The 15,262-nt window shown below is 47.1% G+C and carries 12 protein-coding genes and 1 pseudogene; 12 read left to right on the top strand and 1 reads right to left on the bottom strand.

Going from position 1 to position 15,262, the window contains the following annotated elements:
* Window positions 1-206: 206 nt before the first annotated feature.
* On the top strand, window positions 207-797 hold the full coding sequence (locus OJ16_RS09920) for a VOC family protein (protein WP_040989943.1): 591 nt from the start codon (window positions 207-209) through the stop codon (window positions 795-797).
* On the opposite strand, the gene OJ16_RS09915 is transcribed toward OJ16_RS09920, so the two are convergent.
* The gene (locus OJ16_RS09915) at window positions 789-3,563 is read right to left on the bottom strand and encodes an insulinase family protein (protein ID WP_040990023.1); all 2,775 of its coding nucleotides are present in this window, start codon (window positions 3,561-3,563) and stop codon (window positions 789-791) included. The two genes, OJ16_RS09920 and OJ16_RS09915, sit on opposite strands and share 9 nt — an antisense overlap.
* 264 nt (window positions 3,564-3,827) lie before the next feature.
* On the opposite strand from OJ16_RS09915, the gene sixA reads away from it, so the two are divergent.
* The 11 genes and pseudogenes from sixA to OJ16_RS20050 all read left to right on the top strand — a co-directional run.
* Window positions 3,828-4,292, top strand: a complete 465-nt coding sequence (sixA, locus tag OJ16_RS09910; RefSeq protein ID WP_040989941.1) for a phosphohistidine phosphatase SixA — start codon at window positions 3,828-3,830, stop codon at window positions 4,290-4,292.
* A gap of 124 nt (window positions 4,293-4,416) precedes the next feature.
* Entirely contained in the window at window positions 4,417-6,513 is a 2,097-nt protein-coding gene (gene flhA, locus OJ16_RS09905; protein ID WP_040989939.1) for a flagellar biosynthesis protein FlhA, read from the top strand.
* Between the two features lie 30 nt (window positions 6,514-6,543).
* A complete protein-coding gene (gene flhF / locus OJ16_RS09900; RefSeq protein ID WP_040989937.1) occupies window positions 6,544-8,025 on the top strand; it encodes a flagellar biosynthesis protein FlhF in 1,482 nt (493 codons plus the stop codon).
* Window positions 8,026-8,037: 12 nt separating this feature from the next.
* Window positions 8,038-8,925 (top strand): MinD/ParA family protein, encoded by an 888-nt coding sequence (locus OJ16_RS09895; RefSeq protein WP_040989935.1) that lies wholly within the window; start codon window positions 8,038-8,040, stop codon window positions 8,923-8,925.
* On the top strand, window positions 8,918-9,652 hold the full coding sequence (locus tag OJ16_RS09890) for an RNA polymerase sigma factor FliA (protein ID WP_040989933.1): 735 nt from the start codon (window positions 8,918-8,920) through the stop codon (window positions 9,650-9,652). Before OJ16_RS09895 ends, OJ16_RS09890 begins: the two co-directional genes overlap by 8 nt.
* A 45-nt stretch (window positions 9,653-9,697) precedes the next feature.
* Entirely contained in the window at window positions 9,698-10,066 is a 369-nt protein-coding gene (gene cheY / locus OJ16_RS09885) for a chemotaxis response regulator CheY (RefSeq protein ID WP_040989931.1), read from the top strand.
* A gap of 46 nt (window positions 10,067-10,112) precedes the next feature.
* Window positions 10,113-10,835, top strand: a complete 723-nt coding sequence (locus OJ16_RS09880; RefSeq protein ID WP_040989929.1) for a protein phosphatase CheZ — start codon at window positions 10,113-10,115, stop codon at window positions 10,833-10,835.
* 9 nt (window positions 10,836-10,844) lie between these two features.
* Window positions 10,845-13,022: a chemotaxis protein CheA gene (locus tag OJ16_RS09875; RefSeq protein WP_040989927.1), complete on the top strand. Its 2,178-nt coding sequence runs from the start codon at window positions 10,845-10,847 to the stop codon at window positions 13,020-13,022.
* A 28-nt stretch (window positions 13,023-13,050) separates the two neighbouring features.
* On the top strand, window positions 13,051-14,208 hold the full coding sequence (locus tag OJ16_RS09870; RefSeq protein WP_040989925.1) for a protein-glutamate methylesterase/protein-glutamine glutaminase: 1,158 nt from the start codon (window positions 13,051-13,053) through the stop codon (window positions 14,206-14,208).
* Window positions 14,209-14,218: 10 nt separating this feature from the next.
* Window positions 14,219-14,995, top strand: coding sequence for a ParA family protein (locus tag OJ16_RS09865; RefSeq protein WP_040989923.1), 777 nt, complete (start codon window positions 14,219-14,221; stop codon window positions 14,993-14,995).
* A gap of 4 nt (window positions 14,996-14,999) precedes the next feature.
* Window positions 15,000-15,262: pseudogene (locus OJ16_RS20050) on the top strand (chemotaxis protein CheW); the annotation flags it as partial.

Raw genomic sequence — 15,262 nt, 5'->3', positions numbered from 1 at the left:
TCGCATTCCTTGAGGTTTAAGGTGATAGGTAAATAATATCACTTCCCTTCGAAGACGATGCGAAACTTTTTGAGTTCAGAAATTGGCGCACATGATAGCAATTTTATGCTTGTTCATATAGGGAGTAATTTGAGTATTTTTCTACTTTTCTTGATGATCTTGTTACTATTGGGAAAAAATAACCATTTAGAGAAAGGAAAATCGCCATGTCTTTAGTTAGCGCGGGTTTATCGCCTCAACAGTTGCGTCTTAAATTACCCGCTTTTATGGGCAAAATTCAGCAATTAAGCCAGCTTTTACACCTAGATCTTGCGCCTTTTCAGGCAGACCATATCGCATTGCGAATTAACCAAGATGATTTGGCGCTGGCTTCTCATCAGGCATGGCTGAACGAAGGTTTAGAAATTTCTAATGCGATGATTAATGGCCGTCCAATTATTGTGGTGTTATTTGAACAACCCCTTGAGGCGGGTCACTGGAACATCGAATGTTTGGAGCTGCCTTACCCTGCGCCTGGAAAATTGTACCCAGAGCAAACTTGGGAGCATGTAGAGTTTGTGATCCCATCCCAAGCGCAAACGGCTGATGAGTATCTACAAGATATTTTGCGTCTGTTCCCACGCTTAGCAGAACACTGGGATCAACTGATTGAGCAAGGCATCAAAGTGAAATTGTCGAGCCCGAAAGGCGAAGGGGAGCGACTAAACAACCCAACGGTAGCCTTTAAGCATAATGGCGTGTGCATTAAGCTGCACCCGCATTCGCTTAAGGCTATCGTGGAGTCAGAATTAGCCTAATTCTATGTCTTTAGGTCGTAACTGAAATTCTTCAATACAGCCAATTTCTTGGCCAAGGCTGAGCGGTGCTGAGCTTTGGTGTGCATTCCCTTGAGTGTGCATGATCAAGCGATTGGCTGTCCTTGGTTTGAGTTCATTAACAACAAAGCGAATCATATCACTGCGGGACAGATCTTTTAGCTCTGCGAGAACGCGTTGGCGCTGGTCAAAGTTTTCATCTTTGTTGCCAATCGCGACCCATAGACGCTGTGCTCGGCCACGCAATGTGGTATCTGGCGTGGCAATTTGATTCCAAAGCCCACGTTTACTACTGTGCCATTGGTATTCATTGAGTTCTAGCAGTACCAGGTAAAAGGCATTGAGGAACTCATCAATGGCGGTGATCAGCTCCGTTGGGGCCACCTTGGGAGATTGTACATACAAGACAATACCAGGATGGCGGTTCAGCGGTAAATTGCCTGTGCCCACCATATAACCGAGCTGCTGCTTGGTCCGAATTTCATGGAAGAAAGTCGCTGACATTAGGTGATTGGCGAGTGAATACAGAGCAATGTTTTTCGGATTCGTATCTTGGCACTGGTAGTAAACAACAATCGCTGAGTCTTCTTGATTGCAGCATATTTCGCGTTGGAAAGTGCCATTCTCCCCCGACATGATCAGCGGTCTTAGCGCTTCTTCATAGCGTTGGTCTTGTACTCGCAAAGCGTCTTTCAGTGTGTCGCCTAAAAGCAATGCATCGCTTTGTGTCCAATCCCCATACACAAACATATCGACATGCAGCTCCGCCAAAATCGCTTGTACAAAACTCGACAACGAATCGACCTCAATACTTTCTAGGGCTTCAATCAGTGTCGCGTAAGGAGGATTGTTTGGCTGTAAAATGCCAGTCATGGCGTTAAACAGCTGTGAAATTGGACGATCTTGCGCTGAATTTCGCCAATTTCTTAACAATTGAGTTTTTATCGTCGTGAAGCGTTTTTCGCTAAATTCGCGGCTAGCGAAACGCTTTAAGATCATTTTAAGTAGCTCAGGCTGCTTTTCGCTGAATCCTGAAATCGTTAAGGTTACGCCACCTTGATGGGCGTACAAGTTGTAACCCATGCCCGCGATTTCGGCTTGGTAGGTGTCGGTGGCGAGTGAATCAAGAAACATTTCTACGCACAAACGCGTTTTTACAATATTGACGGGGTTGGCGACGGCGTGAGGGCTATCAATGGCGATATACATCACCCCCTTCGGCACCCGAAACTCATTATCTTGTAGATGCCAAAGTTTAAAGCCGGGAAGATCTTGCAACAATACGGGCTGTTTTGCTTCGGTTTCCAGGTCTTTTGGCGTTAAATCGTAACAAATGAATGGGTTACGATCAGGCAATGTCATATTAACTTGGCTAGATTGCGAATAGAAATTGCGCTGCTGTGGTGTTAACGGGACAACAGAGTAGGGGGTGAAATACCACTTTGCTTCTTGATCGTAGTGCTGACCTTTAGCGATTAAGGTGACGCGTAAGTTGTCAACGCTAAAGTACTGCGCCAGTTGTTTGAGTAACTCGGGTTGGTACTCTTGCATCATGAAGTCACCGTATAGGGTGTCTTCGCTAGCGTAGTGCTGCATATTGACGGCAAGGTGGCTGGCAAGATCCATTGCACGTGTCGGCTCTTGGAAACGAAACGCGGATTCCAGCACGGCTTTTTTCTCATTATATCGCCAATCATCCAGCCCTTGAGCTTTGATTATGGCAATGTAATTGAAGATGGCTTGAATGATATCATCGGTGTGCTTGAGCCCATCCTGTGTGAGCGTGCAACTTACGGTAAACTCGCGATAATTGCTGCCACTAACACCACCGCCAGCAGACAGTGATGTGATCCATCCGGCTTCTTTTAAAGCGATCATCAAGCTTCCTTCGCCTTCATAACCGAGTAAATGGGCAAAATAGGAAAGCGGTTTGGTGCGGTAATAGCCTTCCATACTGGGCATTGGAAACGATAAAATGAGCTTGCGAATTTCTTTAACCGGTTCGACGTTGACCCAAATACACGTTGAACGTAAATCGGTATAAGGTTGCTCGACTTGCTTACCATTTAGGTTGAGATTGGCGATGGATGAAAAATGCTCATCGGCCCACTGTTTCAGTTGCTCAAGCGATTGAGGTCCAACCAACGTCAATGTCATTAAATCGGAAGAATAATGCTGCTGATGGAAGGCGATGATTTCATCACGAATCGAGACGCCATCGCGATCTCCGAGCGTGTCATGATTACCAACGGAAAATTTTGCAAAGGGGTGATTGGGGTTAATCAGCTCTTTATTGACTTGATACAAGCGACGGGAGTCGTCATTGAGCTTCATTTTGTATTCAGAATCGACAGCTTCGCGCTCTTTATCAAGCGCTTCGGCATTGAAAAGCGGGGCGCTAAAAAACTGACTAAAGCGATCTAGGCTGTGGCCAAAAACATCGGGGTCGCAATCAAAGAAAAAGCAAGTATGTTCAGTTCCCGTCCATGCGTTGTTACTGCCGCCATGTTGACTGGTGTAACTTTGAAATTCGCCGACTTTTGGGTACTTTTCGGTACCAAGAAACAGCATATGCTCAAGATAGTGCGCCATACCTTGACGATCATCGGGGTCATCAAAGTGACCGACATTAATCGCTAGTGCGGCCGCGGATTTTTGCGCTTGTGCATCGTGAATTAATAACGCTCTTAATCCGTTACTCAATGTGCAGTAACGGTATTGATTGGTATCATTTGGGCTTACATGCACAAGCATTCTCCATGCGTAATTGTCACTATTAAGTATGTACCGATTTTTAGGCACTGCCAATTATCTCATGGTATATAAGAAATTCAGCATCAAGACTGCGCGCGATATCGATTGATGCTGATGAATCAAAAGAAATTGCGTACTGACCTTTAAGATTGTTAAGAAAGTCTGAGTCTTTGGCAAGTTACTTGATATAATTAATTTTATTATGCGCGACAAAATAAGGGTGTGAGGCAAACTCGAACTCACACAACAGGATAGATTATGAAAATTGTGATTATGCGCCATGGGGAAGCAGAACATTTCGCTGCCAGTGATGCGGAACGTTCGTTAACGGCCCACGGAAGAACAACGTCTTATTCCGTTGCTCAACGCTGTGTGGCGAACGGCATATCACAGTTCGATAAAGTGTTTGTGAGCCCTTATTTACGTGCGCAACAAACTTGGCTTGAAATTGCCCCTTTGTTTCATGCCAAGCAAGTTGAAGAGTGTGACGACATTACACCTTATGGCGATTCAGAAACGGTTGTTGAGTACATTCAGGCCAAGATTGAATTAGAAAACCTGAAAACGGTATTGCTTGTCTCTCACCTACCATTGGTTGGTTATTTAACCGCAGACTTTGTCACCGGGATCATGCCGCCGATGTTTCCTACCTCGGGTTTGGTTTGTATTGATTATGATACTGATGCCCGCCGTGGTGAATTGGTCTGGAATATCAATCCTTAAGCTCAGCGCCATCGCAATGACAGTTTTTTGACTTTGCGATGGACGGCCTTTGCCCGATCCCCCCTTACACGAGTGGCTAGCTGTTTGTGTCAGGAAATAATTTAGTTGAATTAGCCACTAATCTATGAAGTTTTCTCTGCCGTTTGCGGGTAAATTCCCCGCGATCCCTCAGCGCTCGATGCCTGCTATTGGCGCACCTGTTATGGTGCTTGCCACACTGGCGATGGTCATTTTGCCCATCCCTGCGTTTTTGCTCGATTTATTCTTCACCTTCAACATCGCTTTGTCGATGGTGGTTCTACTGGTGACGGTTTATACCCGACGCCCGCTAGACTTTGCGGCTTTTCCGACGGTTTTGCTGATCGCCACGTTATTGCGTTTGGCATTGAACGTTGCTTCAACGCGTGTGGTTTTACTCTATGGTCACGAAGGGCCGGGAGCCGCGGGTAACGTTATCGAAGCATTTGGTAATGTTGTTATCGGTGGTAACTATGCCGTCGGTCTTGTGGTGTTCATCATCTTGATGATCATCAACTTTATGGTTGTGACCAAAGGTGCTGGCCGTATTTCGGAAGTAAGTGCCCGCTTCACCTTGGATGCCTTGCCAGGTAAGCAAATGGCGATCGATGCCGATTTAAATGCTGGCTTGATTGACCAAGATCAAGCACGAACACGTCGCCAAGAAGTAACCAAAGAAGCGGACTTCTACGGTTCGATGGATGGTGCCTCTAAGTTTGTTAAAGGCGATGCCATTGCGGGTATTTTGATCCTCTTCATCAACATCATCGGTGGCCTTGCTATCGGTATGGCCCAATATGGATTGGGCTTTGGCGAAGCGATGAAGATTTACACGCTACTGACCATCGGTGATGGTTTGGTTGCACAGATCCCATCTCTACTATTGTCTATTGGCGCCGCTATCATGGTGACACGTCAAAATACCGATGAAGACATGGGCGAAGTGCTGATCTTCCAATTGTTTGATAACCCGAAAGCCCTGACGGTGACGGCGATCATCATGTTTATCATGGGTATCGTTCCGGGCATGCCTCACTTTGCTTTCTTACTGCTTGCAGCCTGTTCTGGGGCGGGTGCCTACTGGGTTCAGCGTAAGCACAAACGAAATGCAGAAGAACAAACGCATCTTCCCGCGACAAAAGAAATTGAGCCAAACACGCCAAAAGAACTCTCTTGGGATGATGTTCAACCTGTCGATATTATTGGCCTTGAAGTGGGTTATCGTTTAATCCCATTAGTCGATAGAGATCAAGGTGGCGAGTTGCTTGAACGGGTAAAAGGCGTGCGCAAAAAACTGTCGCAGGACTTTGGCTTTTTGATCCCAGCTGTCCATATACGAGATAACTTAGAGCTGACGCCAAACAGTTACCGCATCACTCTGATGGGGGTCGCCGTCGGTGAAGCCGAAATTCGTCCTGATCAAGAGCTCGCCATCAACCCCGGCCAAGTCTATGGCATGATTGAAGGGGAGGTGACGATTGACCCGGCGTTTGGCCTTGAAGCGACTTGGATTCGAGAAGATTATCGTGAGCATGCGCAAGCACTAGGTTATACCGTGGTGGATTCTTCCACCGTATTGGCGACGCACCTTAGCCAGCTATTGACGAATAATGCTTCCCAATTGCTGGGGCATGAAGAAGTACAAAACTTACTTGAAATGTTAGGACGCAGCACGCCTAAGTTGGTAGAGAGCTTCGTACCGGACCAACTGCCGCTTGGCGTGGTGGTCAAAGTACTGCAAAACTTGCTCAATGAAGGTGTGCCCATCCGAGATATTCGAACGATTGTGCAGACTTTGTCAGAATACTCGGCAAAGAGTCAAGAATCTGACATTCTGACTGCCGCAGTTCGCATTGCCCTTAAACGATTAATTGTTCAGGAAATCAATGGTATAGAGCCAGAGTTGCCGGTTATTACCCTAATTCCTGAGCTGGAACAAATTTTGCATCAAACAATGCAAGCATCTGGCGGTGAATCCGCAGGTATTGAGCCTGGCCTCGCTGAGCGCTTGCAAATGTCGCTAAGTCAAGCAACGCAAGAGCAAGAGCTGAAAGGTGAGGCTGCCGTATTGTTGACGTCGGGCGTGTTGCGCTCGACTCTCGCGAAATTTGTCAAGAATACCATACCGACATTGCGCGTACTCTCTTATCAAGAGATTCCAGATGAGAAACAAATCCGCATCGTACAAGCGGTAGGTAATTAGTGCTATTACGACCAATAATGGACATCAATTTTGAAGATTAAACGATTTTTTGCCAAAGACATGCGTACGGCATTACTCCAAGTAAAAGAAGAGCTTGGATCGGATGCAGTGATCATGTCGAATAAAAAAGTCGCTGGTGGCGTAGAAATTGTAGCCGCTGTTGATGGCGATGCAAACGCATCGAAAGTGGGTAGCCAATACAATTCTCGACCGCGCGTTGCTCATACGCAAGTGTCACCGACGTTGACACGACAAGAGACATCGCGTCAGTTAGATGATGATCGCGTCAGCTTAAATGCCGGCGGCGATAATGGTCGCTCAATGACGAAGCGCTTTGCCAGCATGCTGAAACAATATAGCCATGGCAAGGGTGAGTCTGATGAACGTGAAGCGCCTCAACAAGGTGACGACTCATTAACAGCGTTATTGAAGCGTCAGGCTTCGATCCGTGAACAAACCAGCGATATTCAATTAAAACAAGATTCCCCATTGGCGCGACTCATCGCCGATGATCGCCGCATTGAACGCACAGCGCCGAAATTGGATCCATCACGTTACGAACGCGGACAAACGCGTGAACAAGCGGTATCGAAAGAAGAGCTTGAGGACATGCGTGAAGAGATGACCTCAATCCGTCGTTTGTTAGAACATCAAGTCTCTGGTTTGATGTGGCAAGAAGTCGAACGACGTGAGCCTCTTCGTGCGATGCTGATAAAGCGTCTTGAGCGCATGGGATTATCATCGGAACTTGCGGATCAATTGGCGTGTTATATCCCAGAAGAGACGCCGCCAAAGAAAGCATGGAAAGCATTGCTTGGCTTGGTGGCCGATCAAGTGCCGATTTCCAAGCAAGATATTTTAAAACGTGGTGGCGTTGTGGCGCTTCTTGGCCCTACAGGGGTGGGTAAAACCACCACGGTGGCAAAATTAGCGGCGCGAGCGGCCATGGAATTTGGTTCCGACAACGTTGCCTTGGTGACCACCGATACTTATCGTATTGGCGCCCATGAACAATTGGCTATTTATGGCCGAATCATGGGTTGTCCGGTAAAGGTGGCTAAAGATTCTGACGAGTTAGCCGATGTAATATACCAATTACGTCATCGTCGCTTGGTTCTCGTCGATACGGCCGGTATGGGGCAAAGAGATGTTCGACTCTCTGAGCAACTTGATACTTTGATGCAAAATAGTGGTGAAGTGATTCATAGCTATCTTGTATTACCGGCAACGGCCCAACGTAAAGTATTACAAGAAACCATTGATCACTTTAAACGTATACCACTTTCCGGCTGTATTTTAACCAAGCTTGATGAATCATTGAGCTTAGGGGAATTTGTGAGTGTGGTTGTACAAAATGCATTGCCTGTTGCCTACATCGCGAACGGACAGCGCGTACCAGAAGATATCGTCATAGCTCAGCCCAAGTATATGGTGGCAAAAGCAAATGATTTATTAGAGAAATCGACGGACGATGAACCCCACTATTGGAATAGTGAAGCAGAACGGTTCTAGGCGGCGACGATTATGACAGAGATTATGATACAAGACCAAGCAAGCGGATTACGCCGTTTAACCCAACCATCGCTCACTAAAGTAATTTCGGTTACTGGCGGTAAAGGTGGCGTGGGAAAATCAAATGTTACTCTTGGCCTTGCAATATGCATGGCTCGCCAAGGCAAAAAAGTGACGGTTTTGGATGCCGATTTAGGACTGGCTAATGTTGATGTGATGCTCGGTATTCGTTCAAAACGAAACCTCGGTCATGTACTGGCAGGAGAGTGTGAGCTTGCTGATGCGATCGTAGAGGGTCCATACGGCATTAAAATCATTCCAGCCACATCAGGGACTCAGTCCATGACGGAACTTTCACATGCGCAGCATGTGGGGTTGATTCGAGCTTTTGGTAGCCTCGAAGATGAGATGGATGTGTTGCTGATTGATACAGCAGCGGGCATTTCAGACATGGTGATCAGTTTTTCACGTGCCGCTCAAGATGTTGTTGTGGTGGTGTGTGATGAACCGACGTCGATTACTGATGCGTATGCATTGATTAAGTTATTGAGCAAAGACCATCAAGTTCAACGCTTTAAGATTGTGGCCAATATGGTCAGAAGCTACCGCGAAGGCCGAGAATTGTTTGCAAAGTTGACCTTAGTCACAGAGAGATTCTTAAATGTGAGCCTTGAGCTTGTCGCGTGTATTCCACTCGATGATAAAGTTCGACAAGCCGTTAAAAAACAAAAGATTGTTGTTGATGCGTTCCCTCGCTCACCTGCCGCTTTGGCATTGAGTTCGTTGGCGAATAAAGCGATAACTTGGCCAATTCCTAAAACGCCAAGTGGTCATTTGGAATTTTTCGTCGAACGACTTCTTAACCGCACAGAACCATTAGAGGAACCATTTGGTGAATAAGGCATTGACCTACGACCAATACGGCAACCACAACAGCCAGCGTGCTTTTTTAGAAAAGTACTCTGTGCTAGTGAAACGTATTGCTCACCACTTGCTTGGCCGTTTGCCACCAAGTGTTCAGGTTGAAGACCTTATCCAAGCGGGAATGATTGGCCTTCTTGAAGCGCAAAAAAATTACGATGGCAGTAAAGGCGCGAGTTTTGAAACTTACGCTGGGATCCGAATTCGTGGCGCGATGCTCGACGACATTCGACGAGGAGACTGGGTCCCTCGCTCTGTGCATAAACACAGCCGTGAGTTCAACCAAGCTATTGCGACTTTAGAAGGGCAACTCAATCGAGATCCGACAGACGCCGAAGTGGCCAACTTTGTTGGAATGAGCCTTGCTCAGTACCACAGTGTCTTGGCAGATATCAATTGCTCTCGCTTGGTAGGGATCGAAGATCTGGGTGTATCAGAAGATGCGATTAGTTCTTCTGATAATGAAGAAGAAAATACACCTTTTCAGGGTGTTGCGGATGAATTTTTCCGTAAAGCTCTGGTAGAATCGATAAAGTCTTTACCAGAGCGTGAAGCGTTAGTGCTCTCTCTTTATTACGATGAAGAGTTGAACCTAAAAGAAATCGGTGAAGTGATTGGAGTGAGCGAATCACGCGTTAGCCAAATACTAAGCCAATCAATGCAACGTTTACGCACTAAGTTAAGTGCGTGGACAAATAATGACTAGACATCACTGACATCATACTCAGTGGAGGCAATTTTGAATAAAAACATGAAAATCTTGATTGTTGATGATTTTTCAACAATGCGACGTATCGTTAAAAACCTTCTTCGTGATCTGGGTTTCAATAACACCCAAGAAGCGGATGACGGCTTAACGGCACTGCCAATGCTCAAGAAAGGCGATTTCGATTTTGTCGTGACAGACTGGAATATGCCAGGTATGCAAGGCATCGATTTGCTAAAACATGTTCGTGCCGATCCTGCATTGAAACATCTGCCAGTCCTTATGATTACAGCAGAAGCAAAACGTGAACAAATCATTGAAGCGGCGCAAGCGGGTGTGAACGGATACATCGTTAAACCATTTACCGCAGCAACATTAAGAGAAAAATTAGAGAAAATCTTTGAACGTTTATAGACAGAACTTTGGCTATAACGATTCAGTGATAAAGGCTTAATGAGTAATGATTTCACTAGAACAGGCAAAGCAACTTGTTGAATTGTTAGAAAACGATCAGCAGCAAGATGCGGACGCCCTCGTTAAAAAGGCATACGAAGCGTCACACGGCCCAATGCTCCAGGAAATCAGCGAACTTGCGCACGACTTACAGCAGTCGATCAAACAGTTCTGCCTTGATGACCGAATTATTGAAATGACCAATGACGATATTCCCGATGCTCGGGAACGCCTCCATTACGTTATTGAAAAAACAGAAGTTGCGGCAAACAAAACCATGGATGCTGTCGATCGTTGTATGCCGATCGCAGACAGCCTTCATGACGGTTTGCTCAAAGTACGTCCGCAATGGAATGAATTAATGAATGGCAAGATTGAGCTTACGGATTTCAAAGCTCTCTGCCATCGTATTGACGAGTTGCTCGGACAAGTTGAAGGGAATAGTAGCGAATTACATAGCCTGTTGACCGATATTCTAATGGCTCAGGACTTTCAAGATCTCACCGGACAAATCATTCGTCGTGTTATTGAGTTAGTCAACGAGGTGGAAGTGCGCCTTGGTGAGATTCTAACGGCATTCGGTGATGATCATTGGGAACCCAATGTCGCTACTCACAAGAGAAAAGCATCAACTGATCCTGAAGGACCAATATTAAATCCTCATGAGAGGGCTGATGCGGTTTCATCACAAGACGAAGTCGACGACTTACTCTCCAGTCTTGGGTTTTAGAGGTAACTTATGAGCTTTGAATTAGACGAAGATATTCTTCAGGACTTTTTGGTTGAAGCGGGTGAAATTCTTGAACTGCTTTCAGAACAGTTAGTAGAACTTGAAAATAATCCTGATGATAAAGATCTGCTTAATGCGATCTTTCGTGGGTTCCATACCGTAAAAGGCGGCGCTGGCTTTTTGGCGCTGACCGAGTTAGTTGATACTTGTCATGGTGCTGAGAATGTCTTTGATATTCTACGTAACGGACAGCGTCAAGTGTCAGCGAGTTTGATGGATACGATGCTACGAGCGCTTGATACGGTTAATGAACAGTTTCAAGCGGTTCAAGATCGTGAACCTCTTCGCCGAGCAGACCAATCGCTCCTTGATGAATTACATCGTCTAAGTAAGCCTGAACCTGCAGAGGAAGCCATGTTGGCTGAGCCTGTATTGTCAGCGCCAGAGCTTAGCGCGGGCATTCCCGATCCCATCGTAGAACCTCTTCGCGTCTCTTCGGGTTCTATTGATGAGATCACGCAAGACGAATTTGAAAAGTTATTGGATGAGCTTCATGGTAGCGGCACTGCGCCTGGGGCGACTTCACCGAAAGTCGCTCAGCCTGTGGTGGAAGCCAGTGGCGATATTACCGATGACGAATTTGAAAGGTTGTTGGATGAGCTTCATGGTATAGGCCAAGGCCCAAGCCAGGAAACGACTCAAAATTCGATTCCGGAAGTCAGTACGGCTCCTGCCGTTAGTGCACCTGAGCCTACCACTGGCCATAGTCATGATGACATCATGACGGATGACGAGTTCGAAAAACTGCTCGACCAACTGCATGGTCAGGGCAAAGGCCCGAGTTTGGAAGAGTTGGCATTTGCCACCAAACCGGCTGCGCAAAATTATGCCGAAGAAGCGCCAGTCGTCGAATCTCTTGCTGCTGTCCAAGCGCCTGTGCATTCCGCTCCACAAGTTGAAACGGCGGTAGCGGCGAAGAAAGAAGCGCCTGCTGCGAAGAAAACACAAGCAGAAGCGACCGTTCGTGTGGATACCTCCACGCTGGATATCATCATGAACATGGTGGGTGAGCTGGTACTTGTGCGCAATAGATTGCTTAGCCTTGGCTTAAACAGCAATGACGAAGAAATGGCGAAAGCGGTGTCGAATCTCGATGTCGTGACGGCTGATTTGCAAGGCGCGGTGATGAAAACCCGCATGCAGCCAATCAAAAAAGTCTTTGGCCGCTTTCCGCGTGTCGTACGCGATCTTGCTCGTAGCCTGAATAAAGACATTACGCTTGAAACGCGTGGTGAAGAAACAGATTTGGATAAAAACCTCGTTGAAGCGCTCGCGGATCCCTTGATTCACTTAGTGCGCAACTCGGTCGATCATGGCATTGAGATGCCAGAAGACCGCGTCAAAGCGGGCAAACCTCGTACCGGTAAAGTGATTCTGTCTGCTGCACAAGAAGGCGATCATATCCAGCTTGCGATCATCGATGATGGCGGCGGTATGGACCCTGACGTATTACGCGGTATCGCGGTAAAACGAGGCATGATGGACGAAGATGCGGCATCCCGTTTGAGCAACAAAGAATGCTTTAACTTGATCTTTATGCCGGGCTTCTCAAGCAAAGAAAAGATTTCTGACATTTCAGGCCGTGGCGTGGGAATGGACGTGGTGAAAACCGCGATCAACACGCTGAATGGTTCAATTGATATTGATTCTGAAATGGGTAAAGGCACTCAGATTACCATCAAAGTGCCACTGACTTTGGCGATTTTGCCAACCTTGATGGTTGGGGTTGCTGGGCACCCATTTGCCTTGCCATTGGCAAGTGTGAATGAGATTTTCCATCTTGATCTTAGTCGTACAAACGTGGTTGATGGCCAGTTAACTATTATTGTCCGCGATAAGTCGATTCCTTTGTTCTATTTACAAAATTGGTTAGCGCCTCGTGCTGGCATTATTGAGCAGCGCACAGGTCATGGTCATGTTGTGATTGTGCAATTGGGCAGTCAGCGAGTCGGATTTGTTGTTGATACGCTCATCGGTCAAGAAGAAGTAGTGATTAAGCCGCTCGATAACCTTTTGCAAGGTACGCCAGGCATGGCGGGTGCAACGATTACGAGCGATGGCCATATTGCTTTGATTTTAGATGTGCCTGATTTGCTTAAGCGTTACGCATCAGCATCTCGAATTTAATCGAACAAAGAAGCCCCAAAGGAAAATCATGGCAATACGAGTTTTAGTCGTCGACGATTCAAGTTTTTTTCGTCGTAGAGTCAGTGAAATTATCAACGCCGATGCTCGTCTGGAAGTGCTTGACGTTGCAACTAACGGAAAAGAAGCGGTAGAGAAAGCTCGACAGCTAAAACCTGACGTCATCACGATGGATATCGAAATGCCAGTCATGGACGGCATTACCGCCGTCCGTGAGATTATGGCATCGAATCCCATCCCAATTCTGATGTTTTCATCGTTAACCCATGATGGAGCAAGGGCGACACTGGATGCATTAGAAGCCGGGGCGCTTGATTTCCTACCCAAGAAATTTGAGGACATCGCTCGCAATCGAGATGAAGCCGTCAGTTTGCTCCAGCAGCGCGTGGTTCAAATTGCTGCGCGTCGCAATTTTATGCGTCGTCCAGTGGCGGTGATGGCGGCGCGTACGCCAGTATCGACGACGCCAGTCACAGCAACCACGCGCCCACTTCAAACGGCATCACTGCGTACCGCGGCAAGTGCTGCGCCAAGTACAGTGCCGGTCACTCGACCGTTATCTGCTGCCGCTCGTTTTAAAACCAGTGGTAAGAAATATCAGTTAACCGCAATTGGCACCTCAACCGGTGGGCCTGTTGCTCTTCAGAAAATATTGACAGAATTGCCGGCAAACTACCCGCATCCGATTGTGTTGATTCAACACATGCCTGCGACGTTTACCGCCGCTTTTGCAAATCGCTTAAATTCGTTGTGTAAAATCCAAGTGAAAGAAGCTGCGGATGGTGATGTGTTGCAACCTGGGGTGGCTTATCTCGCGCCTGGTGGTAAGCAGATGATGATCGACGGTCGTCCTGCGAGCGCAAAACTGCGCATCATTGATGGCGGAGAACGCATGAATTACAAACCTTGTGTGGATGTAACGTTCGGCAGCGCAGCAAAAGTGTATGCCGATAAAGTGCTCTCTATTGTGCTGACGGGCATGGGCGCAGATGGCCGTGAAGGTGCTCGCATGTTGAAAGCTGCGGGTGCGACGATCTGGGCGCAAGATGAGGAAAGTTGTGTGGTTTATGGCATGCCTCAGGCGGTGGCCAAAGCAGGAATCTCAACGGAAGATCTTCCATTAGATCGTATTGCCGAGCGTATGCTCGTCGAAATCGGTTTGGCTTAGAGGTACGGCAATGATCGTCTGGAGTATCGCAAACCAAAAAGGCGGGGTGGGTAAAACGACCACGACCATCACTTTAGCGGGTTTGCTTAGTAAGCAAGGTAAACGAGTGTTGCTGGTGGATACCGATCCTCATGGCTCGCTTACCACCTATTTGGGTTACGATTCTGATCACGTGCCTTCTAGCTTGTTTGACCTGTTTCAGCTTAGAGAATTCACCGAGCAAACGGTCATGCCGCAGGTGATGAAGAGCGATATTGAAGGCATCGATATCATCCCCGCACACATGTCATTAGCGACACTGGATCGTGTGATGGGCAATCGCAGTGGGATGGGCTTGATCTTGAAGCGAGCGCTCGCCGCCGTACAAGCTCATTATGATTATGTCCTGATTGATTGCCCGCCTATTTTAGGTGTGATGATGGTGAATGCGCTTGCCGCAAGCGATCGTATTTTGATCCCAGTGCAGACCGAGTTTCTCGCGATGAAGGGCTTAGAGCGTATGGTTCGTACGCTTGCCATTATGCAGAAATCACGCAGCAAAGTATTTAAAGTGACGATAGTACCCACGATGTACGACAAACGAACTCGTGCTTCGCTACAAACCTTACAGCAACTCAAACAAGATTACCCAAATCAAGTTTGGTCGTCGGCGGTTCCAATTGATACCAAATTTAGAGATGCGAGTTTAAAACATTTGCCAGTTTCACATTTTGCCTCCGGTAGCCGCGGCGTATTCGCGTACAAACAATTGCTGTTGCATTTAGAGAGGCTAGCAATTGAGGAGTGAAGAAATGCCGCTGGTGAGTGAATCGTTACCCAGTGAAAAATTGTCGAGCGATAAGGCAATTGAAGATTATTTCTCAGCATTGCTGTTTGAAGATGAAGAACTTCAAGGCTTGATGATGTCTGATTTAGACGATATTCATCCTGCAGAGCCAGAGCCAGAGCCAGAGCCAGAGCCAGAGCCAGAGCCAGAGCCAGAGCCAGAGCCAGAGCCAGAGCCAGAGCCAGAGCCAGAGCCAGAGCCAGAGCCAGAGCCAGATCCAGAGCCAGA

Source organism: Vibrio renipiscarius (assembly GCF_000827885.1).
Taxonomy (GTDB): domain Bacteria; phylum Pseudomonadota; class Gammaproteobacteria; order Enterobacterales; family Vibrionaceae; genus Vibrio; species Vibrio renipiscarius.
This window is presented reverse-complemented; position numbering and strand designations above follow the sequence as displayed.